The following is a 26,805-nucleotide window of genomic DNA, read 5'->3' as shown; positions in this document are numbered from 1 at the left end:
CTGGCGAGGGGCTATTGTCTGCACCCGCGATCCGGTGTCCGAAAGCGTATGGGGCAGATTCTGCACCATCAGCAGACAGAACATCTCTTGGAAGCTGGTCAGGGCAATGGGAGAAATCTCGAGATTTTGATCGGCGCAAATCTCATCTCGGAAGAACCGCATGAGCTTGAAAAGATGCGCCGCCGGTCCCGCCGTCAGGTCCTGCAGGGGAACGAATTCGAAATCGACAGGCGGCAGACGTTCGAAGGTGCTGGTCAGGGCCGCGTGTACCGCGCTCCTCGGGACGCAGAATCCTTCGGCAACGGAGCCTGCGTGAATATTCACCGCGGAATAGCGGTCGGCCGTCGTCAGCAGTCCCGTGCAGGGCGTGATAGCATGCCTTATGCCGCCTGTTGCCAAATCGTAGCAGGTTCCATGCTCGAGGAAAAACATGAAGTCATCATTCTCGATCGTGACGGAAAAGGCGCGGTCCGTTGAGCTTGCCCCCACCCAGCCCACCATCTCGCCAGCGCCATGAACACCGAATGAGAAAAGACCGCGGCTGTCGGTACTGAGAGGCCGATAGAAATTGTCCTGCTTTTCGCCAGTAAGCCATTCGGAGACTTCACTCGTTGTGAGTGACGTCGCCTCGAGTTTAAGCGTCAAAATTTCGGTCAACTTGCCCTACCCAATTCTCTGATTTTGTCGCGGTTAGGCCCCCATCTGCGTCTAACGAAAAATTGATTTGACATCAAACAGGCTTTTCAATGTCGACGATGTTTGGGGCAATAGGGTTTTGTAATGACGGCCTCGCATAGGCACGCATAACGTTTAGTTTATGACCTATTGCCACATTTTGCGGTTGCTCTATGTCTCGCTTAAAGGTCAATGCATAGTTCAATGGCGCAGACATATTCCACGCTGATGTTCAGTTTCTCGACGCTCGACTTTCCTGAAAAAGATCGGTTTCACGCTTGGGTCAGAGACAATCACTGCGATTGCATCTTGCGGAGCGATGATTCCGTTGCGTTCAACGCCGAAGCAACCGGCGCTGCTCTCGATCCTCTTATCTTGTCCGGGAGACGGTGGCTCGACCAGACCCGGTCTTCGGCTTATGAAATCAATCGAACCGGGCGGCACATACGGACCGACGGTCAGGATTTTTTTCGGTTCACCTTGATGGTGAGTGGTCGACTTTTGTGTCGATGGATCACGGCTCAGCCCATAAAAGCGGCGGGGGATCTGTTCGTCCTTGACGCCGCTCAGGTGAACGAAGGCCTGGTTGAGGCGGGCGACGTGATCTCTTTGGTGGTGCCGAGAGATTTGCTGCCGCACCGGACCGCGCTTTTGCACGGGCAGACGCTGCAGGGTGGCGTAAGCCGTCTTCTTGGCGACCATCTGCTTTCGCTGTTGCGAAACCTTGCAAGCCTTACCGAGCATGAGATTCCCTATGTCGTTCAATCGACCCTGCAGCTTCTGACCGCCGCAGTCTCCCCGACACCGGATGCCTTGGTTGAGGCGAACGGTCCGATCCGAAATGCGCTGCGTGAGCGGATCCTGCGCTACATCGATACGCATTTGCTGGATGTCGATCTGACGCCCGATCGGATCTGCCGGGAGGTCGGCCTGTCGCGGGCAAAACTCTACCAATTGTTCGAAGGCAGCGGCGGTGTCATGCGGCAAATACAGCGCCGCAGGCTGCGTCGCGCCCACCAAGTGCTGGCAGACCCCAGCCGGCCGCAGCCGCATATCGCCGAGATCGCCTGGAGGCACGGCTTCTCGAACGAGAAATACTTCTATCGTCTGTTCAAGACCGAATTCGGCCACACCCCCGGCGAGACGCTGGAGAACATTCGCGCCGGCGCCGTACTGAAACACGCCGCTCCCCATCGTCAAGACCATGTCAATCGGCCTTCGGGTTGGACATTGCCGTTCGGTGTGCCGGGCAATTGAAAATAGCCGATCGCATGCGGTGCAGGATCGTCCATAACAAGTGCACTTGCGTTTAGATTTCGGAAATCCACTGTAATCGGCCACGGCGCCACGTTATGCGAATATCCCGACTCCAATAGAGGTCCCATCATTGCTGGACAGCATGCCACAAACGACGGCCAGGCCGCGTCGGATTATCAACAGAGGACGTTTCGCTTTGCATAAGACAATTCTGTACGCTTTCGCCTTTGCCACTATCTCCCTCAGCTCCGCCCATGCCAGTCCATGCTCGCAGCATTATCAAAGCAGCGGCGTTCCTCTCGTAACCGCTGTGACCTACAAGACCTGGATGGAATTCCCATCGGTCAACCCCACTGTTGCCTTTGACAAAGTATCCCGAGCGGTCCTGGCGGAAGGCTTTGTCGATGTGAATGCCGAGAAACAACTCGGCACGCTGACGGCCCAACAGGAAACGACCGGATCCGGACGTCCGCAGACTTTGCGAGTCGTCGTCAGGAAGAGCGGCAAGGGCAGCCGCGTCGACGCTCTTTTCATGGTGCCGCAAGGACAGGTTGCCCCCAGCATGAGCGACAACCTCTGCCGCGTCGTCAACTCTGTGGCCGATTGAGCGCCTTTTCTCGACGGTCATCGTTCCAGGAACAGCCGGCGTACATCTCCGGCGGCCCTTCTGAACGGGCCGCCATCGCCTCAGTAGAAGCTTACGCAACCGCCTGTGCGCCTGTTATCTCCACCAATGAGCCGCACATAAACTCCGCTTCTTTCGAGGCGAGGAAGGCGACGAGCGCCGCCACTTCTTCCGGCCTGCCGATCCGGCCGAAGGGAACCAGCCTGTCCAGATCGGCGATGGTGCGGCCTGACCGAATGACGCCAGCCTCCAGCATCGGGGTGTGAATTTCACCCGGGCAGACGGCGTTGACCCGGATTTTGTGGGGCGCGTAGTCGCGTGCGAGATTCTGGGTGAAGGAGGCAACAGCGGCTTTGGTAACGTTATAGGCAATGTGATTCGGCGCGGGATGGAGACCCCATTGCGAGGCCGTGTTGACGATTGCCCCACCACCCGCCTCGATCATGTGCGGGATCACGGCTTTGCAGAGATGGAACATGGAATCGATGTTCACCGCGAAGCTCAGCCGCCAATCCTCCTCCGTAACGGAAAGCAGATTGCCGCGGCGGTTGATCCCGGCATTGTTGCAAAGAATGTCGATATGCCCCTTCCTACCGATAACCTCCGCGATGAGTTCGCGGCAGGACTCGCCGTTGGCGATGTCCGCCACGATGGCTACCGCCTCTCCATGGGCTGCCTCAATTTCCGCGACGACAGTGCTGGCGGCATCACCGTTCATGTCGGTGACCACGACATAGGCGCCCTCGCTTGCCAGCCGCTTGGCGATCGCCGAGCCGATGCCTCCACCTGCACCCGTTACGATCGCAACCTTGTTTTCAAATCGCTGCATTTTCTATCCCCCTATCGAATGTAGCTGCCGCCATTGACGTCGAGCGTTGCGCCGTTGAGTGAGCGCTGGGACGGCCGGAGAACAAAGGCGGTCAGTTCCGCGACTTCCTCCGGCAACGCCATAGCGCCGATGGGAATGTCGGCGACGGCGGCCGCCTCGCCGTTCTTGGCGATGAAGTCCTCGGCCATGTCGGTCCGTATCCAGCCGGGAGCTATCGCGATGGCCGTCACGCCGTCCCCGCCGAAACTCCGCGCGATGGACTTGGTGAGATTGATCAGCGCCGCCTTCGATGCGCCATAGGCCATCGCGTCGGCCGAATAGCCGCGCTGACCCGCGCGGCTGGCGATATTGATGATCCGTCCGCCGCCATTTTGCTTGAAATGCAATATGGCGTTGCGGCTGAGGTCGGCAGCAGCGAACAGGTTGACCTGGAATTCGCCTTGCCAGGCGGAATGCCAAGTCTCCAGTCTGTCGGTCAGGGCGACCTCCGTGCGGATGCCCGCGGCATTCACCACGGCATGAATACGTCGCGCGGCATGCACTGCCTTGCTCCATAGTTCTTCCGGACCTTCTCGCGAGGAGAGATCTCCCTGAACCACGTGTCCTTTGCCACTGATCCTTTCGAGCAGCGCCTGCGCGGCTGCCTCATTCCGAGCGAAATGGATGATCGGCGTCGCGCCTTCAGCCGCCAAGCGTTCGACGATGGCTTGGCCCAAGCCGCCGGATGCTCCGGTGACCAGGACATTCATGCGAGCTAGCGGATTGTCCATAACCATTCCTTCTCCCAATTCACTTGATGTACCAGCCCCATGGCTCTTCGCTGACGAAACGGGTGATCTGCTTGGTTTCGAGATAGTTTTCGAGGCCCCAGCGACCCAGCTCGCGGCCAATGCCCGACTGTTTGTAGCCGCCCCATGGCGCCTCGGTGAACGTCGGTTGCGAGCAATTGATCCAGACAATGCCGGCACGCAGGGCCGCCGCAACGCGGTCGGCGCGGGCGTCGTCCTTCGACATGACGGCAGCGGCGAGACCAAACCTGCTGTCATTGGCAAGCGCCACGGCTTCATCTTCCGACTTGAACGGTCTTACGCAGACGACCGGGCCGAAGATTTCCTCCTTCCAGGCATCGCTGTCGAGAGGCACGTCGGTGAGGACGGTCGGCTCGACATAGTATCCCTTGTTGAAACCCGCGGGACGCCCGCCGCCAACCGTGACCTTCGCACCATCAGTACGAGCGTTCTCGATTGCGGCCAGCACCTGGTTCATCTGCTTCTCCGACACCATCGGCCCGAGCAGCACGCCCGGTTCCTGGCCATCGCCGATCTTGATCTTCTTCGTCTCCTCGACAAGGCGGTCCATGAACCGGTCATAGATGCCTTCCTGGACGAGCACACGCGACGTCGCCGAGCAGACCTCGCCCTGATTCCAGAAGATGCCGAACATGACCCATTCGACCGCCGCGTCGATGTCGGAATCATCAAAGACGATGAAGGGCGACTTGCCGCCAAGCTCAAGGCTGACGCGCTTGATGTCGCGCGCCGCCGCCTGCATGATCCGTGAGCCGACAGGCCCCGAACCGGTGAAGGCGAGCTTGTCGACATCGGGGTGGTCGACCATCGCCTGGCCGGCCACCGAGCCTGCACCCGTCACGATGTTGAGGACGCCCGGCGGCAGGTCGGCAGCTTGTGCGATCGCGCCGAGTTCGAGCGCCGTCAGCGAGGTCAGTTCGGCAGGCTTGAGGACCATGGTGCAGCCCGCAGCCAGCGCCGGCGCGACCTTCCAGGCGGCCATCAGCAATGGGAAGTTCCAGGGAATGATGGCGGCGGCGACGCCGACGGGCTCCTTGACCGCCTTGGAGACGAAACGGCCGTCGGCGAGCGTGATTGCTTCCTCCGGCTTTTTGTCGAGACCCTCTGCGAGGTCGGCATAGAAATCAAAGCAACCGGCAGCATCGGCGATGTCCCACTCGGCTTCCGGCAAAGGCTTGCCGTTGTCTATGGTTTCCAGCCGTGCCAGTTCCTGCAACCGATCGCGGATACCGGCGCCGATCGCCCGAAGGTATTTTGCCCGTTCGGTGCCGGGCATCTTTGGCCAGGGACCCTGATCGAATGCGTGCCGCGCCGCCCGGACGGCAAGCTCGACATCTTCCGCCGTGCCCAGCGGGCCATGATGAACGACCTCTTCGGTCGCGGGATTGACGATCGGGAAGGTGCCGCCTTTGAGGGGGCGCGTCCATTGCCCGTCGATATAGAGTTCCGTGCGCATTGGTGTTTCTCCCGTGTTGAACGTGTCAGAAGCGGTCGACGCGATAAGGCCTGATGTCGAGCGGCGGCGGCGCGCCCGTGGCAAGATCGCCGATGATGCGGGCCGTGGTCGCCGCATAGGTCAAGCCAAGATGCCCGTGGCCGGTGGCGTAGAGGAGGTTGGTGATCTTGGCAGAGCGACCAATGATCGGAACCGTGTCGGGCAGTGCGGGTCGGTGTCCCATCCACTCACTGGTGCCTTCCACTTTCAGGCCGGGGAGAGCTTCGCGAGCGCGCTTAACCAGTACTTTGGCACGCTGGTAGTCCGGCAAAGCATCCAGCCCTGCCATCTCGACGGTCCCGCCGACACGCAGGCCACCGGCGGTCGGGGTCACCATGAAGGCTTTTGCAGGCCAGATGATCGAATGACGAAGACCAAGTCCGGGGGACATGATTTGCGTATGGTATCCGCGCTCGGTCTCAAGCGGGATCGGCTCTCCGAACTGTTTCGATATGCGCGCCGTGAAGGCTCCGGCGCAGAGCGCGAGCTGGTCCGTGCCGATGGCACGGCCATCTCCGAGCCTGACGGCATCCACACCCGAAGCCGAACGGTCGAATCCAGCGACATCGCCCTTGATGAATTTCCCGCCAAGTTCCTTGAACTTGTCGAATATGCCGACCACCAGCTTGTAAGGATCGCGAATGGAACGGTTGTCAGGGAACAGGACCGCCCTGGCAATCCGGTCACTGATCTCCGGCTCCAGTGCGTGGATATCATCTCGTCCGAGATGCCTGTGCGCAAAGCCGAAGCGTTCGAGGATTTCGATATGGTCGCGGTCGGCGGCAAGTTCGGCATCGTTGGCGTAGAGCGCGAGGCACCCTTCCTCCGTCAGCATGTCAGACAGGCCCGTGTCTCGAAGGAGCGGAAGCAAATCCTCGTAGACACGCTTGCATAGTGCGGCTCCCTGCCCTTCGAGCTGCCTCAGCTTGGATTGCCTGCTGGCGGCCAGGAAGCGCGCGAACCAAGGCGTGAGTTTCGGCATGTAGGACGGCCGTACCCTCACCGGCCCTTCCGGATCGAGTAACCATTTCGGCATCTGTTTCCAGATGGCGGGGCGCGACGCGGGCATGAACTCGGTGACGGCGATGGAGGCCATGTTGCCGAACGAAGCACCCCGGCCCGGCTCGTCCCGGTCGACAATGATCACTGACTTGCCGCGGCGCTGAAGCTCATAGGCGATGGCAACGCCGATGATACCCGCTCCGACCACCACAAGGTTCCGTTCCGACTTCATATTCTCAACTCTCTCCGGGAGGCTTTCTCAGACGGTGGTCATCCAGGTGTCGGCCACCGTGAAACCCTGCTGATAGGGGTCCGTCGGATCCATGCCCATCTGGTAGAAGCCGGTGATCCAAGCCTGTCCTGCGATGGCGGGAACGACGGCATCGTAGCGGCCGACCTTCGCCAGCCCATCAATGGTGCAGGTAAACCTGCTGCCCGTGATCGATTCATGGATGAGGGTTTCTCCCTCCTTCATAAGACCCTTGGCATGCAGCAATGCGAGCCTTGCCGACGAGCCCGTGCCGCAGGGCGAGCGGTCGCAGCGGCCCGGCGAAACGACGACGCAATTTCTTGAGACGAGTTGCCCGTTCTCGCGCCGCAATGGCCCCATGAATTCGGTATTGGTGATCCCCGGAATGGCGGGGTTTTCGGGATGCTCGACGGCGAGCTGTTCGGCGGCCGCGAACTTCAGCTTCTGGCCAACTTCGCAGAGATCGCGCGCTTCGGATGGATCAATCGCAAAGCCGAGATCGGCGGCATCGACCATGGTGTAGGTCATCCCGCCATAGACGATGTCGACGCGCACGCTACCAAGCCCGGCGACCTCGATGTAACGGTCGATGTGGTAGCAGAACGCCGGCTGGTTCACGAGGCGGACGCTTGTCACCTTGCCGTCCGAGCATTCGCACCGAACGCGGATCAGGCCTGCCGGCGACTCCAGTGTCAGATTGGTGACGGGTTCCTGCATCGGCAGGATCCCCGTTTCCAGAAGAACCGTCGCCACGCACATCGTATTCGATCCGGACATGGCAGGGTACTCGGTCGTCTCGAGGATGACGTAGCCCATATCCGCATCCGGATGGTTCGACTGCAGGACGATGTTGGCGTTGTGCCAGACGGCGCCGCGCGGTTCGAACAGGACCATCTTGCGGATGTCGTCCATCTGAGCTTCGAGATGGAGCTTCTTGTCGAACATCGTCTTGCCCGGCACCTGGCCGACTCCACCGACGATGACCTTGCCGCTTTCGCCCTCGGCATGGCAATCGACCACGGACAGGACTTTCTTGAAGCGCATCTCAAATCTCCCCCGAATACCAATGAAATCGCGGAGCGGCAGCACGCCACTCCGCAACGTCGGTTACCAATTCAGGATCGGTTCCATCGCCGCCTTGAATTCCGCCTTCTCGGCATCGGTGAGCGGGCCGAGCGGCGCGCGGCATTCGCCGACGGGCATGCCCTGCAATTCGCAGCCATATTTGATCTTCTGCACGAACTTGCCTGACTCGAGGATGTTCATGGCGCGGTAGAGCGTCTTCATCATCTCGCGGGCCTTGCCGAGGGCTCCCGCCTTATAGGTGCGGTCGAGATCACAGCATGCCTTGGCCATGCAGTTGGACGGGCCGCAAATCCAGGATTCGGCGCCCCAGAACATAAAGTCGAGTGCAATGTCGTCCGAGCCGCTGACGAGCTGGATCTTGCCCTCGTAGCGGCTGGCGATGTCGACGGCGCGCTGCAACACGCCGGAGCTTTCCTTGATGCCAATGACGCGCGGATTGTCAGCAAAATGGTCCATCAGTTCGAAGCTGATGTCGGAACCGTCCTTTGCCGGATAGCTGTAGAGGACCAGATTGACATCGACCGCATCGAGCACCGTTTCGTAATGCTTGATGAGCTCTTCCTGGGTCGGGCGGGTGTAGAAGGGCGGTGCGAGCAGGACAGTGTCGTAGCCGATATCCTTGGCCATCGCCGTCTGCTCGATCACCTCGCGGGTGGCAGGCGCATTGGTCCCGGCAATCAGGATTTCACCTGGCTTGGCGAAATCGCGGACGAACTTCAGAACATCGCGCCGCTCTTCGTTGGACTGGCTGAAATATTCCCCGGTCGAGCCATTCGGAACCCAACCGGTTACCCCCGCTTCGCGCAAATGGGCGAGAAGCTTCTCGAAGGCCTTGAAGTCGATCCTGTTGTTCTTGTCGAACGGCGTGACGAGAGCGGGCATGACGCCTGAAAGTTTCATTGGGTGTCTCCGGTTTCAATAATTGGGCACGTGCGACTAGTACGCGCTCCCGGCGCGGTGTCGTACTCGACAGGAAGCGGCCGAAGACATCGGATCTTACGGACCAGCGGGCGGCTGAATTCTGTCGTCTCGATGTCGACTGAATATTTATGTCGTCTTGATGTCGACAAAGTCAAGCATAAAAATTAGCATGCCGAACGCTATCCAACGCGTCTGCGGTGATGGACTACGACAAGAAGCGTCCGGCCGAGAAAACAGGGAAGGAAGGTGCAGGATGTTGGGAGAATGTCTCGTGCCGGGGGCGCAAGCTGGCGAGGTTCTGTTCGCGAATATCGGCCTTAGCTTCATGGGAGGGGTGAACCCGAAAACGGGAGAGGTCATCGACACCCATCATCCCCTTAATGGCAAAAGCGTATGCGGAAAGGTACTGGCCATTCCCAGCGGGCGGGGATCATGCGCCGGGAGCCTTGCGATATTCGAACTCCTGATGAACGGGCACGCCCCGAAAGCCCTCGTTTTCCAGCACAGGGAGACGATCCTCACCCTTGGCGTCATCATAGCCAAGGAGCTTTTCGACAAGGGGATTCCGGTGGTGTGCCTCAAACCCGAGGATTTCGCGTCGCTGGCAAGCGCCTCCTACGCGGTCGTGCGGGACGGTTCAGTCGAGATCCTCGACACTCCTCCGTCTTCGGTGTCCGGCGGGGATGACTTGCCACACCTCGACCTAGATGGCTTCGATCTCACGGAAAACGATCGCCGTTTCCTCGCCGGGGCGTATGGGGAGGCTGGAAAGGTCGCGATGCGGATCATCATACGCACCGCCCAGCTCGAAGGTGCCAACAGCCTCATCGATATCGACATGGCGCATATCGACGGATGTTTCTATCACGGCCCGGCAGGGTTGGAATTCGCCAAAAGGCTCCTCGAGCTGGGAGGTCATGTCAGGGTGCCTTCGTCCATGAACGCCCTTTGCGTCGACCGCCGACAATGGAAACACCTCGGAGTCGGCGACAAAATGGGCCTCCCATCCGACGAGCTGGCGGAAACCTATGTGAAGATGGGCGTCAAGCCGACCTACACCTGCGCTCCCTATCTCCTCGACGGCGCGCCGGTATTCGGCCAGCAGATCGCGTGGGCGGAGTCAAACGCGGTCGTCTTCGCAAATTCCGTCCTGGGCGCGCGGACGATGAAATATCCCGACTACCTCGACATTCTGGTCGCCATCACGGGACGCGCGCCGAACGCCGACTGCCATGTCGGATCCCACCGCCTAGCGACGCTCAGGATCGATGTCCCACGGCCGCTGGAACCGGACGATTCCTATTACCCCGCGCTGGGATACCATATCGGAAAGATTGCCACGAACGACATACCCGTGATTTGCGGACTGGAAGACCTGGCGATTTCGCGCGATGACCTCAAGGCGTTCGGCGCGGCTTTTGCGACCACCTCCGCAGCGGCGATGTTCCATATCGTAAGCATTACTCCGGAAGCCGGGACTGTCGGGGAAGCAACGGGAGCTTCCGATTGCAGAAGCCATGTCGTCAGTGTCGAGGAATTGACGGAAACCTGGCACGAGTTGAACAACGCCGTCACACCAGACGTGGACCTCGTTTCCCTCGGCAATCCCCACTTTTCGCTGACGGAATGCGAGCGACTTTCCAAACTTTGCGCCGGCAGAAAAAAGGCTGACGGCGTCAGTCTCATCATCACCTGCGGACGCGACGTGTTCGAAAAGGCAAAGGCTGCAGGTTATGTGAAGACAATCTCCGACTTCGGCGGCAAGTTCATGAACGATACCTGCTGGTGTCTGATCGGCGAACCTGTTGTGGCGCGTGAAGTCAGAAATATCCTGACGAACTCAGGAAAATATGCCCACTACGGCCCCGCCGCGGTCAACAAGGGCTTCTATTTCGGAAGCTTGGAGCGGTGTGTGGATGCCGCATGCAAGGGTTATGTCGATCTCGCCCTTCCCGCTTGGCTGTCCGTCTGACAAAAGTCTCCGCTTGATTTCCTGTTCCAATGCCGAAACTTGTTGACCGCAAGAATTGTAGTTTTAATGTCGACAAATAACTCAGCCTGCTTCGGCAGGCAAAAAACGTTGCGTGCGGCGCAGAGTCAGGTCATTGACAACAGGTGACCACCGCGAAACGCGAGGCAGCGATTTAGGAGTACAGGATGCGAGAACAGCGCACCGATCAAAAAGCCGAAACGCCCAAGGAGACGGGCAGCTCTCGTGTCTACCAAAAGCTCCGCGATGATATCCTGCGCGTTCATATCGCTCCTGGCGCTCCTCTGGATGAAATAAGTCTCAGCGAGCGCTTTGACCTGTCGAGATCGCCCATTCGGGAAGCCCTGGTCCGGCTTTCAGGCGAAGGACTGGTTCAAATTCTGCCGAACCGCAGCACGATCGTAACGCCGATGGAATTCGACAAAATGCCGGAATTCCTGGATGCCCTGGATCTTTTGCAGCGCGTGGTAACGCGCCTTGCTGCACTACATCGCACGAGTGCGGACTTCACAAAGATCCGTGCCGCCCAGAAAAACTACGAGGTCGAGGCTCAGAAGGCGTTGATCTCCGGTGATTGCATCGGAATGATCGAGAAGAACTTCGAATTTCATATGTCCATTGCCTACGCCTGCAGAAACTCCTACTTCGCCGATTCATATCGCCGCCTCCTGCAGGAGGGGCGACGCCTCTTGTTCTTTCATTTCAAATATCAATCGCTGGATCCGAACCTCTCCGTCGAAGAGCTGGCGGAAGGCCATACGGCAATGGTTGCCGCCATCGAGGAACAAAATGCCGACGCCGCGGAACATCAGGCGCATTTGCATGCTGTTCAGTTCAGAGGCCGGTTCATGGAGTTCCTGAACCAGAATCTGACGGCCAAGCTCTCACTCGATTATGGGAAATAGACCGCCGCTCCGATGCGTTTCTAATATCCAAAATAGCTGACCATTAGGTCAATCTGCGAGTCGAGCATGCCTGCGCCATAGCGGATTTCGCAACCGGCCGCTTGGGCGGCTTTCAGCAGCGGCGTTTCGCGCGGCTTCATAATGATGTCGGCGACCATGATGTCCGGCCGCAGTTCCGAGACGTCGACCGGCAACGGGTCCTTGTCCGGATATAGGCCGCATGGCGTGGCGTTGATCAGCAAATCGATATCAGCGAGACGGTTGCCCGAGGCGGTGACATCGAAATCGGGATAACGCCTGCTGATCTCGTGGACCAGCGCCTGAGCGCGCGCGCCATCGACGTCGCTTACCCGAAGGGAACGGCAACCGGTTTTTGCCAGACTGAATGCAATCGCTTTCCCGGCACCACCGGCCCCGACCAACAATACTCTTCGATCGCGGGCATCAACCCCTTCATTCAGCACGCCGCGAAGGAAGCCTCGCCCATCCAAATTTGTCGCGATCATCCGGCCGTCGTCGGTTCTCCTGATCACGTTGGCGGCCCCCAGCTCGCTGGCAACATCATCGGCTTCGTCAGCAAGCTCAAGCGCCTGCTCTTTTAGCGGTACGCTGACGACGATTCCGCCCAGATTCTTTGTCCGCTTCATCGCCGACCAGCCGAGCACGAAATCCTCCGGCGTATAGTGAATTGGCACCATCACAGCATCGATGCCCCGTGAAGCAAAGACCGGATTGATCACCTCGGGCGTCCTGACGTGCCCGATCGGATCCGCCAGCATGTAGAAAATCTTCGTCTTTCCGGAAATCATGCGTGCAAGCCTTTCTGCAGATTTGAGCATCCTGTGTGACGCGCAATTTTCAAATCCTTGCATATTGCCTATGGAATGTCGACATTAGATATGCAATATCTTTTTCAGCAGTCAAGCGCGGTCCTGGACAAGTGCCAGCGGCGGCGGAAGCGGTGTGATGAGAGCCGTCCGACTGCTTGAGCAAAACCGGAGATCCCCATGCCCGTCGTCAGAGTTGAAATGTTAAGTGGCCGTAGCCAGCAGCAAAAGAATGAAATTGCCGAGGTCTTCACGAAGGAACTCGCCCGGATCGCGGGCTGCGGGATCAAGGACGTCCAGATCGTTTTCAGTGAAGTCGAAAGAGGCAACTGGGCGGTCGGCGGCGTCATATCAACTCCCCATGCGGCAGCCTCCAAAGCAAGTTGAAGAGGCATAGCCCGTGAGCGATGTGACGATCATTGGCGGTGGTATCATAGGCGTATGTACGGCCATTGCTTTGCAAAATGAGGGTTTTTCGGTCGAACTCGTCGATCGTGGAATTGCAACCGAAGGCGCAAGCTACGGCAATTGCGGCCTTCTTGCCGTGGGAGAGGTGGTTCCCATTTCCAAGCCCGGGGTCATCACCAAAATACCGAAATGGCTGCTCGATCCGGAAAGCCCGCTGTTCGTGCGCCCAAAGGAGATGATTACGCAGATGCCCTGGCTGCTGCGTTTCCTTTGGTCCGGACGGCGAAAGCGCGTTCTTGAGATTGCCAAAGCTATGGCGCCTCTGACGCACCGGGCCGAGGACGACTATAAGGCATTGTTTGCGCAAGTCGGCATATCCGACAATCTTGTGCCGGCAGAGAACATCATGGCCTTCAACTCCAAGGCCGATTACGAAGCCGATCAGTTTTCGTGGGACCTTCGTCGGCAGCATGGCTTCAATCACAGGTTCCTCACAGGTGAGGAATTGCGATCACTCGAACCGGCTCTCGACGGCCCGATTTCATGCGGGGTGCTGCTGGAAGGGTGGTTGCAGTTCTCCGATCCAGGGCTTGTGCAACAGCGGCTTACCAAGTTCTACGTCTCGCGTGGCGGAAAGCTTCGTACTGCCTCCGTCGAGCGCATCGAAACGGATGGCAAAAAGGCGGTGGCGGTTCATCTCGCAGGTGGAGAAAGGCTGCAGGTTCGCCGTCTGGCAATCTGTGCCGGCGCCTGGAGCGGCAAGCTCGCGCGCAATCTGGGCATCAAGGTACCGATTGCGGCGCTTCAGGGATATCACCATCACCTGCCGAAACCGAGGGTAAAGCTTAACCGCGCTGTGCTTTACGCCAATGGCGGCTTCGTGCTGACGCCGATGGAAAGCGGTTTGCGAATTGGAGGAACCATAGAGGTTGCCGGCCTCGACCCGCGTCCGAACTTCGAGCGCGCCAACATCATTGCGCGCAAGGCTGTCGGTATTTTACCGGGGCTCGATATCTCGGGTGGACAACAATGGATGGGGCCAAGACCCTTCATGCCCGACACTCTGCCCGTTATCGACCGCGCGCCAAACCATGACAACGTCGTTCTGGCATTCGGCCACGGACAGGTGGGAATGACCCTTGGCGCAACGACCGGCAGGATCGTATCCGATCTCATCGCCGGCCGAACTCCGGGGTTGGATCTGTCCCCCTATCGTTCCACCCGCTTCTGACGCCGAGCGCAACAATCTCACAGGAACTCGATCAGACATGATGCATGCCTGAAAAGCCGGCCACGACGGTCTGTCGCGGCCGGCGCGTCTTCATCAAGACAGGCTTGGTTTGTCCCAGAGATTGAGCGATTGGCCGATGCCTTTTTCCTTGGCGCTCTGATACATTTCGAAGCCCCAGCTAATGTCGAAAACCGCCATACCGCAGGCGATGAAAATCACCCGCTCGGTCGCGCTCTCGCGACCCGGCTTCTTGCCGTTGACGACATCGCCAAGGCCGGTCGACTCTTTCAGCGGAGGCAGTTTGCCGGCATCGATCAGCCGATAAAACGGGCCGCCGATGACGCCGCTGTAATAGGCATCCTTATTGCCCGACGCGATTGCATCCTCGACATAGGCCTCCTGCAAAGGCGTATGGTCGTAGACGATCTTGCATCCGGTAAGGAAGGATTCGTCGGTATTGACCGGGCCTGACACGAGAATGGTTGCGCCGTCCTTGATCCATTCGTCCTTGAAATGAAGCGGCTTCAGGCGCGAGGCGGCGACGGTGATCACATCGGCGTCGCGAAAACCGGCCTCGGTTTCGTCCACGCCAACGGCTGTGACGCCGTATTTTCCTTCGGCCCAGCGGGCAAACTCGTTTGCCTTGTCGAGGAAGAGGTCGAAGCAGACAACCTTCTCGACCGCCTTGAGCTGAGTCATGATCGCCGTGAAACAAGCCTTGTTGATCGGACCACAGCCGACGACCGACACGATCTTCGCATCCGGATTGGCAAGGTGCTTCGCCGCCACGCCAGGCACGGCGCCCGTACGCGACGCGCTCAGAAGATTCGCCGACATCAGCGCCAGCGGCGCGCCGGTATCCTTATCATTGATCATCATCGTCAGAATGGAACGCGGCAATCCCTTTTCGGCATTGGCGTGGTTGGAGCCATACCATTTGTTGCCGCATACATCGAAGCGTCCACCGAGGTAGCCGGGCATCGCGGCGAAACGGCGGTCCGGCCCTGCGACCGGCATATTCGGAAACTTCGTCTCCTTCGGGAAAACGATGTTCATGCCGTGATTGTTGTGATTGGCGCCGCCCATCAAATAGTCACCCTCGCCAAGCAGGCTGAAGGTCTCTTCACAGACGGTCACGCAACGTTCGGCATCAAGCACGCCGGCGGCGATCATGTCCGGTTCTGAAAGATAGAGAAAGTCGATCTTAGGATACATTGGGGCAACCTTTTCTGAGAGGCGTTGAGCATTTCATGCAGTTTGCTGCCGCGGGCGCGAACGCCGCGTCAGAATTTGAGAAGTGGCGATATGTCGTAGAGGCGGCAGCCGGGGCTTCTCGCATTTGCGCGCATCAGGAAGTTCAGCTTTTCAATGCGCTCGCCCGAGCGGGGCGCACCGTTCTTCTGGAATGGGACTTGCAGGCCGACCGAGAAATCCATCACGACATCATCGACCACTCCGCCGGAGCGTCCGGACGGCACGGCGATCATCCCGTGCTCCTCGGCGAAGCGGTAGGCATCCATTGCTTCCGTGACCGTGCCGACCTGATTTGGCTTGAGGACAAAACCGTCCACGGCCCGCGTCTCATGAGCCCGTCGAAGCAGCGCCAGGTTGGTCACCGTCAGGTCATCACCCAGGACGATGGTGCGGTCCAATGCCCGAACAGCCTTGCTGTAGCCCGCCCAATCATTTTCATCGAGCAGGTCCTCGATGAAAACCAGGTTGAATTTCTCGGTCAGCGACTTCGCATAGGCAATCAGATCGTCCGATGAAACCCGCTTGCCTTTCAGGAGGTAAGTGCCGGTTTCCCGGTCGAACATCTCGCTTGAGGCACAATCGAGCGCGAAGGCGATCCGGCCGGCCAGTCCGCATTGGTCGATGGCCTTCTGCATAAGCCCGAGCACCACCTCAGGGTCGTCCGAGGGTGCCGCATAGCCGTAGGAGCTCGCTACCTGCGGCTTATGCCCCAGATGATCCTTCAATATGTCGGCAAGCTTCTCGAAAACGCTCACTGCCATTTCGATCGAATAGTCGACGCTGTCAGTGCCATAGGGGACGATCAGGAATTCGTTGAACGCCTGAGTGAACCCATCGTATCGCCCGCCATTGATCACGTTGAAACAGGGCACAGGCACGGTCTTGATCCCGCTGCCTGCAATGTGGTCGTAAAGCGGTATCCGGCGCGCATCCGCCGCCGCACGGAAAGCGGCGATGGACACCGAGTAAATGGTATTGCCGCCGAGATTCCTCTTGTCTGGAGTACCATCGAGCGCGATCATCTTCTCATCGATGGCGCGCTGGTCGAATACGTTCATTCCGATCAGCGCGGGACCGATGAGGTTCACCGCATTGTCGACCGCCTTATGGACGCTCAGTCCCTTGTAGGTCCTGGAGTCGCCGTCGCGCAGGACAAATGCTTCATACATGCCCACGGAAGTACCGGTCGGCGCGGCGCCCCGGCCGATCGCCCCGCTTTCGGTGCGTATCTCCACCTCCACGGCAGGGCGGCATTTGCAGTCGATGATCTGCTGTGCCCGGATGGATGCGATCCTGTCTTCCATCTTACGCACCCTTCAGCTCAGGAACGTAGACGATATTCAGGTCGCACAGATTGGTGCCCGTATTGCCGGTAAAGACAGTCGAGCCGACGGCGTTGAGCGCCTCGAAGCAACTGTGCTCGCGCAGCGCTTGATAGAGGCTGATCCCCTTGTCTGCCGCGCTCCGGAAGCTGGTGGAATCGGTGATACCGCCGGCGACTTTGGCGGTGCCGTCGGTGCCTTCGCTGTCAATCGACAGCAGGCAGGCGCCTTTGGTCTTGGCAGCGGTAATGGCAAAACTCACAGCCATTTCCTGGCCGGGGCCGCCGTGCCCCCTGATCACGCTATTATCCAGAATCTGCGTCGTCACTTCGCCCGAACTGAGAAGCACGCAGGGCGCCTTGACCGGATTGCCATAGGTCTGGATCTCGCGCGCCATCGAGGCAAAGAAGGTGCCGGCATCGCGACTTTCGCCTTCGAGGAAGGACGATACGATGATCGCCGGAATGCCCATCTCTTCGCAGACTTCCTTGGCGTAGATGCAGGAATCCGGCAGCGTGTTGAGCAGGAAGTAGGTGTTGTCGGGGAATGCTTTGGGCGTTTCCTTTTCGGGGCCTGCATTCATCAAGTAATCGACAACGCTTTTGGGCAGGCGATCCGCCACATCGAAGTTGACAATGGTGGCGCGCGCATCGTCCAGGGTCGTCGCATCGGGGCCGATCGGCGTACTCTTGTAGGCGGCATAGGGAACGGCAATATCGCCCGTGGCCGGGGAACCGACGGCATCGCTAATGCCGAAACCGATGAGTTCGGCGCCGACATCCTGAATGCGCTTTGCCAGCATTCCACCGTTCAGCGCCGAGATATGACGACGCACCGCATTGATTTCGTAAATTCCCGCGCCGGATTTCAGAAGAACGTCGGTGGTATCGATCTCGTCCTGCAGGGAGATGCCCTCGATCGGGCAAGACATGAGCGCCGAGCTGCCACCGCTGATCACAGCGATGAAGAGATCGTCGGGGCCGGCCTGATCGACGATCTCGATAATCTTCCTCGATGCCCGGTGTCCCTCTTCATTCGGCAGAGGATGGCCGCCGACAAACACCTCGGTTTTGTTGAACCGATCCGTTTCCTCATGGATCTTCACGATGGCGATGCCGCACGTCAGGTAATCGCCCAGCACATGATCGACCGCCATCGCCATATGATTGCAGGCCTTGCCGGCACCGAAGAGGTAGACGTTGCGCTTCCGGGACAAGTCCCATGACCGGGTGCCGATGTGAAGGACGCTGCCTTCCATGCGCATGATGCTTCTGATCCGCCGATAGCTGTCCAGCCTGTCAAGCGTGCGGTCGGCTATCTCGATCACGACTCGTCTGGAGGCTATGTCGCCTTGCGACAGGATTTCCTCTGAATTGCGTATTTTCTTCATTGTGCGGAACCCGACTTGATTGAGCCATTGCGGACGAGCGGCCCCACAAACGGACCGCAACGCTCGACCGCGATCCGAACGGTCTCGTCCGGGTCGCGCTGCCACCAGTCGAGTTCGGAGAAGATCTCCAGCTCGAAGGGTCCCTCATAGCCGATGTCATCGAGCCAGCCGCGGATGCGCGGGATGTCGATGACGCCATCGCCGACCATGCCGCGGTCGCGCAGATTTCTCGTCGGCACCAGCCAATCGCAGAGATGGAACGTGTTGATCCGGTCTTTCCCGGCGCGCCGCAGTTCGCGTTCGAATGCCGGATCCCACCAGCAGTGATAGACATCCGCGACGAGGCTGGTGGCATCGGTGCCGAACTCGTCGATCATGTCATTCACATCGGTGATGAGATTCATGGCGCTGCGGTCGCCGCAATACATCGGATGCAACGGCTCAAGTCCGAGCTTAACGCCCGAGGACGCAGCATAGGGCGCCAGCTCGGCAAGTGCATCGTGGATGCGGCGGCGCTGCGCGCCAAGATCCTTGTCGCCCTTGGGAAGACCGCCCATGACCATGACGACACAGGGCGCGCCAATAGCGGCCGCCTGGTCGATGATACGGCGGTTTTCCTCGATCGTCTTCCTGTAGAGGGCCGGGTCACTTTCGTTGACCCAGGCGCTGGTGCATAGCGACGCAACCCACATCCCCGCGTCGCGGAGATGTTTGACGGTCGCCTCGACGCCATAGTCATCCAGAAAATTGCGCCAGACCGCAATTCCGCTTACGCCATGGCGGGAATAGCCCTCGATCGCCTGAGGCATCGACCATTTCGGTGTGGTGATCTGATTGATGGCGAAGCGGGTAAGATCGTATTGCGTCATCACGCAGCCTCCCCGGCTCGGCGCACCTGCGTCGCCGTTATGTCGATGGTGATACCGTCAGCGGCGAAAACGACGCCGTGATGCTCCGCTGCGAAAGCGGGGGTAATCTTCCCATTCCAGAGGTCGTCGCGGATGAGATCGAGCGATCGCTTAAGTGGATTACCATAGCCGCCACCACCGGCCTGTTCGTGCCGAACCACCACGTTGCGCCCGATCGTCCGGGTGATCTTTGCCGGCAGCCTGGTATTCTCGCCCTCGGGGTCGAGAATATTGACACATGGCGCCGCCGGCTTGCCGCCGAACAGGCCATAGGGCGGATGATCGTGGCGGTCGGCGCGGATCTGCAGGACCGCTTCCTCGGCAAGAAGGCGATATTGCCGAATAAGACCGAGACCGCCGCGATATTCTCCTGCTCCGCAGGAATTCGGGCGCAGGCTGTATTCGTCCATCATCATGGGATAGCGGACTTCGAGTGTTTCGACCGGCAGGTTCGACATGTTCTGCGAGGGGTTGGTCACGCCCTCGACGCCATCCTTGTTCCAACGGCCGCCCCAGGCGCCGTTGATCATGTCGACCAGAACGAAGGGTTCGCGCGTCGTCTTGTCCCAGCCGCCGAAAGCCAGCACCGTGTTGCCGCCTTCGCCGGCGGCCATGATCTTGCGCGGCGCGATTTGCGAGAGAGCACCGAGGACGGTATCAACGACGCGATATCCCGTGAGAGCACGGGCCGCCACCGCAGCCGGCATCAAGGGATTGAGAATGGATCCCTCCGGCGCCGAAATCGTGATGCAACGGTAGACGCCTGCATTGTTGGGCACTTCCTCGTCGAGCGCGCAGCGGACCGAAAGATAGGTCGCCGACTTGACGAAGGAGAGCGTCGAATTGATCGCCCCCTTGACCTGGGGAGAGGAGCCGGCGAAATCAACGTTCAGATGATCACCACTCACCGTCAGCTTCACCCTTATCGGGATAGCATCGGTCGAGAACCCGTCACCGTCGATGAAGTCTTCGAAGAAATAATCGCCATCCGGCCATGCCCGGATTGCCGCCCTTGTAAGCTGCTCGCCATAATCGATCAGGTCGTCGAAATAACCATCGAGTTCGTCGGCGCCGTAACGCTCGATCAGGCGCAGAAGCTCGCGTTCACCGAGGTTGCAGGTCGCAAATTGCGCTTCGAGGTCGCCGAGAACGAGCTCGGGCAGGCGCACATTCTTGGTGATGATACGCATGAGCGTATCGTTGAGAACGCCCCTATCGTAGAGCTTCATGGGGGCAATCCGGAGCCCCTCCTGGAAGATCTCGGTGGAGTCGGCGGCATTGGATCCCGGCACGCGTCCGCCGACATCGCAGTGATGCGCGATCACGACCGAGAAGCCCCGCAGCGTATCCCGGTGAAAGATCGGCCTGATCATGAAGATGTCAGGCAGATGCATTCCGCCTTCATAGGGATCGTTGAAGATGATCACATCCCCCGGCGCCATGTCGTCGGCGTAGCGCGCCATGATAACCGCCATGGCATCCGGCACGGCACCGAGGTGAAGCGCAACGGTCTTGGCTTGCGACAGGATGCGGCCTTGGCGGTCGCAAAGCGTGACGGAATAATCGAGAACGTCGCGCACGATCGGCGAGCGTGCCGTGCGCATCACGGCAAAGGCCATGTCGTCGACAATCGTATCGAGCGCGTTCTTGATGACGGCAAAAGTGATGGGATCGTTGTGTTTCTGAGCCATGAAGCGGTTCCTTCCCAGGGACTCAAGAGAGCGTTGCGACGACATTGCCGAACGCATCGAGATCGGCCTTTGCGCGCGGCGGGATGACGATGGTTGTGTCCGGGCTCTGGATGATGAGCGGGCCGCTGACGCCGCCTTTGAAAGTGCTACGCTGATAGATCGGCGTGTCGATCCAGCCATCGGTCCGCGAAAAGTAGATCCTGCGAGTCGCCACTTCAGCTACGGCGTCATCCGGCGCATGTGGCTTGAAGGTCAGACGATTGCCGGTGTTGCCGCTCGCATTGAGACGGATATTGACGATTTCCACGCCGTCATCGGACGCATAGCCATAGATCGCCCTATAGGCATCCCGGAACGCAGCCCGAAGCGAATCGCGATGCGCATCCGTAACGGTTTCCGGCAAGGCGATCGGCAGTTCGAAATCCTGGCCTTTGAAACGGAGGTCGGCCTCGAATCCGCACTCGACCTGAGCTTCGCTGTAGCCCTCCTCCCTGAGGGAGGCGATCGCTTCGGCGCGCATGTCCCGGAGGAGCTCGTTGACCCGAGCAACCGGCAACTGATCCAGCATGCCGTTGAGGCTGCGCAGGAAATAGCGTTCGACCTTGGCGGCCAGCATGCCCGTCGCGGTGAAGACGCCCGGCGACTTCGGAAAAATCACGCGGGAGATGCCGAGGGTCCTCGCAAGATCGCAGGCGTGAACCGGGCCGGAGCCGCCAAAGGCCAGGATTGCAAAATCGCGCGGGTCGACACCGCGTTCGACCGTAACCGCCTTGATCGTACGAGCCATGTTGATATTCACGACTTCGCGAATGCCGAACGCGGCGTCTTCGACGGAGAGCTTCAGAGGGTCGGCGAGATCACGCTTGATCGCGGCACGGGCGCCATCGACGTCGAGCTTCATCGTACCGCCGGCCAATGCCGGGGGCAGGAAACCGAGGATCACATTCGCATCCGTGACCGTGGCTGCGTTTCCGCCAATTCCATAGCAAACCGGCCCGGGGTCGGCGCCGGCCGAGATCGGCCCCACATGCAGCAGTCCGCCCTCGTCGATGCGGGCGATGGAACCTGCGCCGCTGCCGACTTCGGCAACATCCACCGTCGGGACGCGCATCAGATAGCCGCCTGCCTTGATAAAGCGGCTGGGCGTCGAAATGCCGGCGCGAAACTCATATTCATTGGCCCGCGAGAGCTCGCCTTTGTGAATGAGCGATGCAGAAGCGGTCGTTCCGCCCATATCGAAGACGACGAGATCCTTTTCCGCCATCACCTCGCCCAGCCGGCCGGCGCCGACGACGCCGGCGGAGCGGCCGGAGGAGATGAAGAAAACGGGCTTTTCCTGCGCCATTTTCGCGCTCGAAAGGCCGCCATTCGAATTGCTGATCAGGAGCGGAGCGGATACGCCGATTTCACGAAGGCCATTCTCGAGCCGTTCGAAATAGGCCCGCAGCGACGGCAGAACATAGGCGTTTACCGCCGTCGTGGAGGTCCGCTCATATTCGCGAATTTCGGGCAGAACGGAGACCGAAGCCGTGACCCACATATCGGGGAAATTGGCGCGCATGATCTCCAGCGCCCGGGTCTCGTTCTCGGGATTGCGGTAGGAATTGATGAAGCAGATCGCGACGGATTCGACGCCTTCACTTTCGAAGAACTGACCGATTTCGATAATCTCGCTCTCGTTGAGCGGCTTTAAGATGCGTCCGTCTGCGGTCGAGCGCTCATCGACCTCCATGCGATAGCGGCGGGCGATCAGCGGAACGGCCTTCTCCCAGCTCAGGTCGAACATGGTCGGCGTGCGGACGCGGCCGATCTCCAGGACATCCCGAAAACCCTTGGTGGTAATCAACCCGGTCTTGGCGCCGACCTTCTGCAGAAGCGTGTTCGAACCGACCGTGGTGCCGTGGACGACCTCCACGACCCTGTCGACGTTCAATCCCGCCGACGCGGTAATCTGGCGGATGCCTGTCAGAACCGCTTCCTCGGGTTTTGCAGGGGTCGACGGCACTTTGGTGAAAAAGGTCTCTCCGCCATCACCGAAAAGAACCAAGTCGGTGAAGGTGCCGCCGATATCCACGCCTATGCGTGCATTGTTCATTGCTGTCTCCTGCGTTCTCGCGCCTTGAGGCGATTGGGAGCGATTGGACATGCGAGGTCGTTCGCCAGCAGCCGTGCCGCTGCTACCGATTGACTGGCCGATCGCCATTCGCTATAGAACTATTTAGTTTATTAAGGAGACAGCTAGCCCGTTTTAAGAGGCCAGTCAATGGTCAATTGCGGGACTGACGCAGAAAATTGCCAATCAATATCAATGGCTTGATGGCCCCGCTCCGTCGGCGCGGGAACGCGGATTTATGCGATTTGCGAAGTGGGTCTCTTTGGGCTACGAAAGGTCCTTGCCCCGCGGCAGGCGTGAACGAGTACGCAACGGCGATTGTTCAGTTCGGGCCAGTCAGAATATCGAGCGGATATCACAATGCACATGCCAGCAAACGAAGCGCCCAAGAAAAAAAGAATCCGCAACCCACTCGTGACCAGGCAGCGAATTATCGATACTGCCATCGACGAGTTCACGGAGCGCGGCTTTGATGGCGCCCGCATCGATGCGATCGCAGAGCAATCGCAAACCAACAAAAGCCTGATCTATAAGTATTTCAACAGCAAGGAAGAGCTTTATATCGCCAGCCTCTCGGACACCTACGAGAAGCTCAGGGCGTCACAGCACGAAATCGAGCTCGATGATCTCGATCCGATCGAGTCGGTGCGGAGGCTTACCGAGTCGACATTTGACACCTTCGCCAAGAATCCCCGGATCGTGCGCATGCTGACCCATGAGAATGTGCAAAACGCGCGCTTCCTGAAGCAGGCGGTGAGCATCAAATCGCTCTATACGCCCCTACTAAACAAACTGGACCAGATCATTCGCAAGGGGCAGGAAAAGGGTCTGTTTCGATCGAACGTCAACTTGAAGCACCTCTATATTTCGATCTCGGCGCTCGGTTATTTTTACTTCTCGAACATCCACACGCTCTCGATCGTGCTTGAGGAGGACTTAAGCAGCGACCAAACCGTTGCGCGCCAGCGTAAGCAGGCGGTTGAAATGGTGCTTTCCTACCTTCGAAAATAGCGCTCCGAAACAATACGCCGGATACTCCCGTCGGTAGACGGAAATGTCCGGCGCACGGATGGATCTGACGAGCGGGCTCAGCCTAGCAGGCCGACTTGAGGCCCCCATGTGTCGGAAAGCGCGAACCCCTTCGCAATAGGATCGTCTTCGGACAGGCGCAGAATTTGGCTCCCGTAGACGAAACCCCGCCCGGAAATCCGCGGCACGACGGCCCTCTTCCCGCCAATCTCTGTCTCGCCGATCGCTTCGACACGGAATTCACCGCCGATGATCGAGCGGGAAATCCGCGTCTCGCCAACGGAAACCAGTCCACGGGCGTGAAGGGTTGCGAGATTCGCCGAACTGCCCGTGCCGCAGGGCGATCGGTCGACGCGGCCCGGCTTGAGCGTTGTGCATGTACGAATTGCGCCGTCCGGCTCACGACTGCGGAACATGACGTAGGCGATCTCATCGATCCCTGGCAACGTCGGATGCTTGACACTCACCTGCTCGGCCAACAATGCCTTGAGCTCGATACCGGCCTCCGCTAGTGCGCGCGCGTTTTCGGGCGCAATGGTCAAGCCGATCTGCTCCACATCGACCAGGCCGTAATAGACGCCCCCAAACGAAATATCGATTTTGATACGCCCCCATTTCGGCGTGTCGATTTCCTGATCCAGCTTTTCGGCAAAGCTCGGGACATTATCGATGCTGACCGACACGCATCGGCCCTTCTCGCACCTTGCTCTTGCAGTGATCAGTCCTGCGGGCGTGTCGAGCCTGACAATGGTCTCCGGCTCCACCATCGGCACACGACCGCTTTCGAGAAGCGCGGTGACGACACATATGCTGTTGCTCCCCGACATCGGATGGGCGCGGTCGGCCTGGAGCACGATAAAGCCGGCATCGGCGTCCGGACGGGTTGGCGGGAAGAGAAGATTGACCGTCATTGCGACATTGGCGCGGGGCTCGAATGTCACGAAACGGCGAAGGCTGTCATCCACCGAGTTGATGTAATTCATTTTATCGAGCATGGTCGCCCCGGGAATATCCGGCGCGCCCGCGACCAGGACATTTCCAATCTCCCCCTGGCAATGAACCAGGAGGAGTTCAAGTTTCCGATCAAATTTCATTTCTGCCTCTCTGCTGTGGGCGAACGTCGTCCGCCCCTTTTGGTATGGTCGGGCTGGTGCTGGCGCATGCGGTCCCACAAGCCGCGCGCTTCCGAAACGGCAAGCGCCGAGCAACTGGTCGAGTTCATGGGCTCGGCGAACATGTCAGTAGTCGCCATAGGGCAAATAGGAGCGCCGCTCGACATCGGGGAAGCGTTCGCCCGTGCGAACGAATTTGGTGTGTTCCCGGATGGGCTCCGGATAATGCTCCCATTCCCGCGCTTTGCCCTTCTGCATCGCCCGGTTCACGAACTGACGGACGCGTTGGCTTCGCATGACGTCCTCGCGCAAGCGGCCGAGGTCCCATGTCTGTCGGACTATGTCCATGAGCCGGGCCACATCGGCTTGCCTTGAAGGCTCGTCCGCCAGATTGCGCATTTCGCAGGGATCGGCAGACAAGTCATAGAACTGCGTCGGATAGGCTTCGGACACGACAATCTTCTGCGCCCCACGCCTCAGCATGACGCGCGGCGCTTTCGTGCCGCCATCGATATGTTCGGCCATGGCGATGCGATCCGGCTGATCCCGGTCGAGCAACGGCAGCAGGCTGCTTCCCTCATGTTCGGTGATGATGGCCTCGGTCGAGCCTGTCGCGATGTCCACGAATGTCGGCAGAAGATCGATCAGCGACACTGGCGCCGAGATCCGCGAAAGCTGGTTGGCGCCCGGACGGAGGATGATCAGGGGCACCCGGATCGCCGGTTCGAACAGGTTCTTCTTGAACCAGAGCCCACGCTCGCCGATCATGTCGCCATGGTCGGACGTGAAGATGATCACGGTGTCGTCGGCCATGCCGGCATCATCAAGCGTCTGACGCAGCTCGCCGAGCTTGCGGTCGACATAGCCGATCATGCCGTAGTAGCCCCGCCGCGCCCGGCGATAGACCTCATCCGTCACATCGAATTTGTCGAGGCTGTAGTGGAAGTAAAGAGATCGGCTATGGGGGTCCATATCCTCCAGCGCAATCTTCGGCGTTCGTGGCGGATCAATACCCTCGTCCGAATAGAGGTCCCAGAATTCCCTCGTGATGACATAGGGGTCGTGCGGCTGGGTAAAGGAAACCGTCATGAACAGCGGACGGCCATCGCCATATCGCCGCCAGTCGTAAATATGTTGGGTGGCCCGCCGCGCCACCTCGTCATCGTAGTCGATCTGCTGTGAGCGCGCGAGTGGCGCTGCGTCGGCAATGGTTTCGACACTGGAAACCCCGAATGGCACCTTACCCTTCGCGACTGTCTCCTCGTCCTCAAGCTCGTCGTAGGTTTTTGGCGGCACCCAACTGAAATCGGCGGGATAGATTTCCGTGGTCAGACGATCTTCATAGCCGTGATGCTGATCTGGCCCAACGAAATGCATCTTCCCCGAAATGCAGGTGTAGTAGCCGGCGTCCCGCAGGTAATGCGCGACGGTGGGAACCGCGGCGGGGAACTCGGCGGCATTATCGTACGCACCGATCCGCGATGGTAGCCTTCCGCTCATCAGCGCAAAACGCGAAGGCGCACAAAGCGGATAGTTGCAATAGGCGTTCTCGAACACCGAGCCCTGCGCGGCAAGGGCGTCGAGGTTGGGCGTCTTGCAGACGGTATTGCCATAGGTGGAGAGCGCGATCGCCGTCAATTGATCGCACATCACCAGGAGGATGTTCGGTTTCATGC

24 protein-coding genes are annotated in these 26,805 nt (G+C 59.3%); 8 read left to right on the top strand and 16 right to left on the bottom strand.

The genetic code is table 11. The features are described 5' to 3' along the window. Positions 1–48 precede the first annotated feature (48 nt). Positions 49–477 carry a hypothetical protein gene (locus QA648_RS20180; protein ID WP_283053198.1) on the top strand — a complete coding sequence of 143 codons (429 nt, stop codon included), beginning with the start codon at positions 49–51 and terminating at the stop codon, positions 475–477. A gap of 399 nt (positions 478–876) precedes the next feature. On the opposite strand, the gene QA648_RS37040 is transcribed toward QA648_RS20180, so the two are convergent. Then, positions 877–1,377: a hypothetical protein gene (locus QA648_RS37040; protein WP_349254313.1), complete on the bottom strand. Its 501-nt coding sequence runs from the start codon at positions 1,375–1,377 to the stop codon at positions 877–879. A gap of 12 nt (positions 1,378–1,389) precedes the next feature. Here QA648_RS37040 and QA648_RS37035 point away from each other — a divergent pair, with 12 nt between their 5' ends. After that, a complete protein-coding gene (locus QA648_RS37035; RefSeq protein WP_349254312.1) occupies positions 1,390–1,932 on the top strand; it encodes an AraC family transcriptional regulator in 543 nt (180 codons plus the stop codon). Positions 1,933–2,128: 196 nt separating this feature from the next. Beyond that, the gene (locus QA648_RS20170) at positions 2,129–2,539 is read left to right on the top strand and encodes a hypothetical protein (RefSeq protein WP_260304670.1); all 411 of its coding nucleotides are present in this window, start codon (positions 2,129–2,131) and stop codon (positions 2,537–2,539) included. Positions 2,540–2,630: 91 nt separating this feature from the next. On the opposite strand, the gene QA648_RS20165 is transcribed toward QA648_RS20170, so the two are convergent. The 6 genes from QA648_RS20165 to dapA form a co-directional block, all read right to left on the bottom strand. Continuing rightward, positions 2,631–3,386, bottom strand: coding sequence for an SDR family NAD(P)-dependent oxidoreductase (locus tag QA648_RS20165; RefSeq protein ID WP_283053197.1), 756 nt, complete (start codon positions 3,384–3,386; stop codon positions 2,631–2,633). Positions 3,387–3,397: 11 nt separating this feature from the next. Continuing rightward, positions 3,398–4,156 (bottom strand): SDR family NAD(P)-dependent oxidoreductase, encoded by a 759-nt coding sequence (locus QA648_RS20160; RefSeq protein ID WP_283054329.1) that lies wholly within the window; start codon positions 4,154–4,156, stop codon positions 3,398–3,400. Positions 4,157–4,175: 19 nt separating this feature from the next. Beyond that, the gene (locus tag QA648_RS20155; protein WP_260304668.1) at positions 4,176–5,651 is read right to left on the bottom strand and encodes an aldehyde dehydrogenase family protein; all 1,476 of its coding nucleotides are present in this window, start codon (positions 5,649–5,651) and stop codon (positions 4,176–4,178) included. Positions 5,652–5,676: 25 nt separating this feature from the next. After that, positions 5,677–6,924, bottom strand: coding sequence for an FAD-binding oxidoreductase (locus tag QA648_RS20150; protein WP_260304667.1), 1,248 nt, complete (start codon positions 6,922–6,924; stop codon positions 5,677–5,679). A gap of 27 nt (positions 6,925–6,951) precedes the next feature. After that, positions 6,952–7,986 carry a proline racemase family protein gene (locus tag QA648_RS20145; RefSeq protein ID WP_283053193.1) on the bottom strand — a complete coding sequence of 345 codons (1,035 nt, stop codon included), beginning with the start codon at positions 7,984–7,986 and terminating at the stop codon, positions 6,952–6,954. Between the two features lie 63 nt (positions 7,987–8,049). Beyond that, positions 8,050–8,928: a 4-hydroxy-tetrahydrodipicolinate synthase gene (dapA, locus tag QA648_RS20140; protein WP_283053192.1), complete on the bottom strand. Its 879-nt coding sequence runs from the start codon at positions 8,926–8,928 to the stop codon at positions 8,050–8,052. 274 nt (positions 8,929–9,202) lie between these two features. Here dapA and QA648_RS20135 point away from each other — a divergent pair, with 274 nt between their 5' ends. Both QA648_RS20135 and QA648_RS20130 read left to right on the top strand, forming a co-directional pair. Continuing rightward, a complete protein-coding gene (locus tag QA648_RS20135) occupies positions 9,203–10,921 on the top strand; it encodes an aconitase X (protein ID WP_283053190.1) in 1,719 nt (572 codons plus the stop codon). Positions 10,922–11,106: 185 nt separating this feature from the next. Beyond that, positions 11,107–11,844 (top strand): GntR family transcriptional regulator, encoded by a 738-nt coding sequence (locus tag QA648_RS20130; RefSeq protein ID WP_104826095.1) that lies wholly within the window; start codon positions 11,107–11,109, stop codon positions 11,842–11,844. 20 nt (positions 11,845–11,864) lie between these two features. On the opposite strand, the gene QA648_RS20125 is transcribed toward QA648_RS20130, so the two are convergent. Continuing rightward, positions 11,865–12,716, bottom strand: coding sequence for a shikimate dehydrogenase (locus QA648_RS20125; protein ID WP_283053188.1), 852 nt, complete (start codon positions 12,714–12,716; stop codon positions 11,865–11,867). A gap of 135 nt (positions 12,717–12,851) precedes the next feature. Here QA648_RS20125 and QA648_RS20120 point away from each other — a divergent pair, with 135 nt between their 5' ends. Both QA648_RS20120 and QA648_RS20115 read left to right on the top strand, forming a co-directional pair. Then, positions 12,852–13,058 (top strand): tautomerase family protein, encoded by a 207-nt coding sequence (locus tag QA648_RS20120; protein WP_104826094.1) that lies wholly within the window; start codon positions 12,852–12,854, stop codon positions 13,056–13,058. 13 nt (positions 13,059–13,071) lie between these two features. Further along, positions 13,072–14,310, top strand: a complete 1,239-nt coding sequence (locus QA648_RS20115) for an FAD-dependent oxidoreductase (RefSeq protein WP_283053186.1) — start codon at positions 13,072–13,074, stop codon at positions 14,308–14,310. Between the two features lie 93 nt (positions 14,311–14,403). Here QA648_RS20115 and QA648_RS20110 read toward each other — a convergent pair whose 3' ends face one another. From QA648_RS20110 to QA648_RS20085, 6 genes are all read right to left on the bottom strand, one after another. Then, positions 14,404–15,525 (bottom strand): tyramine oxidase subunit B, encoded by a 1,122-nt coding sequence (locus tag QA648_RS20110; RefSeq protein ID WP_283053184.1) that lies wholly within the window; start codon positions 15,523–15,525, stop codon positions 14,404–14,406. A 68-nt stretch (positions 15,526–15,593) separates the two neighbouring features. Continuing rightward, on the bottom strand, positions 15,594–16,868 hold the full coding sequence (locus QA648_RS20105; RefSeq protein WP_283053183.1) for an enolase C-terminal domain-like protein: 1,275 nt from the start codon (positions 16,866–16,868) through the stop codon (positions 15,594–15,596). Between the two features lies 1 nt (position 16,869). Further along, complete coding sequence (locus QA648_RS20100) at positions 16,870–18,276, bottom strand: DUF4147 domain-containing protein (RefSeq protein WP_260304659.1); 1,407 nt, start codon at positions 18,274–18,276, stop codon at positions 16,870–16,872. After that, positions 18,273–19,145, bottom strand: a complete 873-nt coding sequence (locus tag QA648_RS20095; RefSeq protein WP_260304658.1) for a sugar phosphate isomerase/epimerase family protein — start codon at positions 19,143–19,145, stop codon at positions 18,273–18,275. The genes QA648_RS20100 and QA648_RS20095 overlap by 4 nt, the downstream gene beginning before the upstream one ends. After that, positions 19,145–20,875, bottom strand: coding sequence for a hydantoinase B/oxoprolinase family protein (locus tag QA648_RS20090; protein ID WP_260304657.1), 1,731 nt, complete (start codon positions 20,873–20,875; stop codon positions 19,145–19,147). Before QA648_RS20090 ends, QA648_RS20095 begins: the two co-directional genes overlap by 1 nt. A 22-nt stretch (positions 20,876–20,897) precedes the next feature. Next, positions 20,898–22,970, bottom strand: coding sequence for a hydantoinase/oxoprolinase family protein (locus QA648_RS20085; RefSeq protein ID WP_260304656.1), 2,073 nt, complete (start codon positions 22,968–22,970; stop codon positions 20,898–20,900). Positions 22,971–23,306: 336 nt separating this feature from the next. Between QA648_RS20085 and QA648_RS20080 the strand changes: the two genes are divergently transcribed. Continuing rightward, entirely contained in the window at positions 23,307–23,999 is a 693-nt protein-coding gene (locus tag QA648_RS20080) for a TetR/AcrR family transcriptional regulator (protein WP_260304655.1), read from the top strand. A 77-nt stretch (positions 24,000–24,076) separates the two neighbouring features. Here the strand turns inward: QA648_RS20080 and QA648_RS20075 are convergent, their stop codons facing one another. Together QA648_RS20075 and betC are read right to left on the bottom strand one after the other, a co-directional pair. Continuing rightward, positions 24,077–25,111, bottom strand: a complete 1,035-nt coding sequence (locus tag QA648_RS20075; protein ID WP_260304654.1) for a proline racemase family protein — start codon at positions 25,109–25,111, stop codon at positions 24,077–24,079. 144 nt (positions 25,112–25,255) lie between these two features. Further along, positions 25,256–26,803, bottom strand: coding sequence for a choline-sulfatase (gene betC, locus QA648_RS20070; RefSeq protein WP_260304653.1), 1,548 nt, complete (start codon positions 26,801–26,803; stop codon positions 25,256–25,258). Positions 26,804–26,805: the final 2 nt, after the last annotated feature.

The sequence above is a fragment of the Rhizobium sp. CB3171 genome (genome assembly GCF_029714265.1).
GTDB lineage: Bacteria > Pseudomonadota > Alphaproteobacteria > Rhizobiales > Rhizobiaceae > Rhizobium.
This window is presented reverse-complemented; position numbering and strand designations above follow the sequence as displayed.

Excerpts from the sequence above, each read along its gene's own strand:
- QA648_RS20180 (WP_283053198.1), top strand. The coding sequence starts at position 49 with ATGGGGCAGATTCTGCACCATCAGCAGACAGAACATCTCTTGGAAGCT.
- QA648_RS37040 (WP_349254313.1), bottom strand. The coding sequence starts at position 1,377 with ATGGTCGCCAAGAAGACGGCTTACGCCACCCTGCAGCGTCTGCCCGTG.
- QA648_RS20165 (WP_283053197.1), bottom strand. The coding sequence starts at position 3,386 with ATGCAGCGATTTGAAAACAAGGTTGCGATCGTAACGGGTGCAGGTGGA.
- QA648_RS20160 (WP_283054329.1), bottom strand. The coding sequence starts at position 4,156 with ATGGACAATCCGCTAGCTCGCATGAATGTCCTGGTCACCGGAGCATCC.
- QA648_RS20155 (WP_260304668.1), bottom strand. The coding sequence starts at position 5,651 with ATGCGCACGGAACTCTATATCGACGGGCAATGGACGCGCCCCCTCAAA.
- QA648_RS20150 (WP_260304667.1), bottom strand. The coding sequence starts at position 6,924 with ATGAAGTCGGAACGGAACCTTGTGGTGGTCGGAGCGGGTATCATCGGC.
- QA648_RS20145 (WP_283053193.1), bottom strand. The coding sequence starts at position 7,986 with ATGCGCTTCAAGAAAGTCCTGTCCGTGGTCGATTGCCATGCCGAGGGC.
- dapA (WP_283053192.1), bottom strand. The coding sequence starts at position 8,928 with ATGAAACTTTCAGGCGTCATGCCCGCTCTCGTCACGCCGTTCGACAAG.
- QA648_RS20135 (WP_283053190.1), top strand. The coding sequence starts at position 9,203 with ATGTTGGGAGAATGTCTCGTGCCGGGGGCGCAAGCTGGCGAGGTTCTG.
- QA648_RS20130 (WP_104826095.1), top strand. The coding sequence starts at position 11,107 with ATGCGAGAACAGCGCACCGATCAAAAAGCCGAAACGCCCAAGGAGACG.
- QA648_RS20125 (WP_283053188.1), bottom strand. The coding sequence starts at position 12,716 with ATGCAAGGATTTGAAAATTGCGCGTCACACAGGATGCTCAAATCTGCA.
- QA648_RS20120 (WP_104826094.1), top strand. The coding sequence starts at position 12,852 with ATGCCCGTCGTCAGAGTTGAAATGTTAAGTGGCCGTAGCCAGCAGCAA.
- QA648_RS20110 (WP_283053184.1), bottom strand. The coding sequence starts at position 15,525 with ATGTATCCTAAGATCGACTTTCTCTATCTTTCAGAACCGGACATGATC.
- QA648_RS20105 (WP_283053183.1), bottom strand. The coding sequence starts at position 16,868 with ATGGAAGACAGGATCGCATCCATCCGGGCACAGCAGATCATCGACTGC.
- QA648_RS20100 (WP_260304659.1), bottom strand. The coding sequence starts at position 18,276 with ATGAAGAAAATACGCAATTCAGAGGAAATCCTGTCGCAAGGCGACATA.
- QA648_RS20095 (WP_260304658.1), bottom strand. The coding sequence starts at position 19,145 with ATGACGCAATACGATCTTACCCGCTTCGCCATCAATCAGATCACCACA.
- QA648_RS20090 (WP_260304657.1), bottom strand. The coding sequence starts at position 20,875 with ATGGCTCAGAAACACAACGATCCCATCACTTTTGCCGTCATCAAGAAC.
- QA648_RS20085 (WP_260304656.1), bottom strand. The coding sequence starts at position 22,970 with ATGAACAATGCACGCATAGGCGTGGATATCGGCGGCACCTTCACCGAC.
- QA648_RS20075 (WP_260304654.1), bottom strand. The coding sequence starts at position 25,111 with ATGAAATTTGATCGGAAACTTGAACTCCTCCTGGTTCATTGCCAGGGG.
- betC (WP_260304653.1), bottom strand. The coding sequence starts at position 26,803 with ATGAAACCGAACATCCTCCTGGTGATGTGCGATCAATTGACGGCGATC.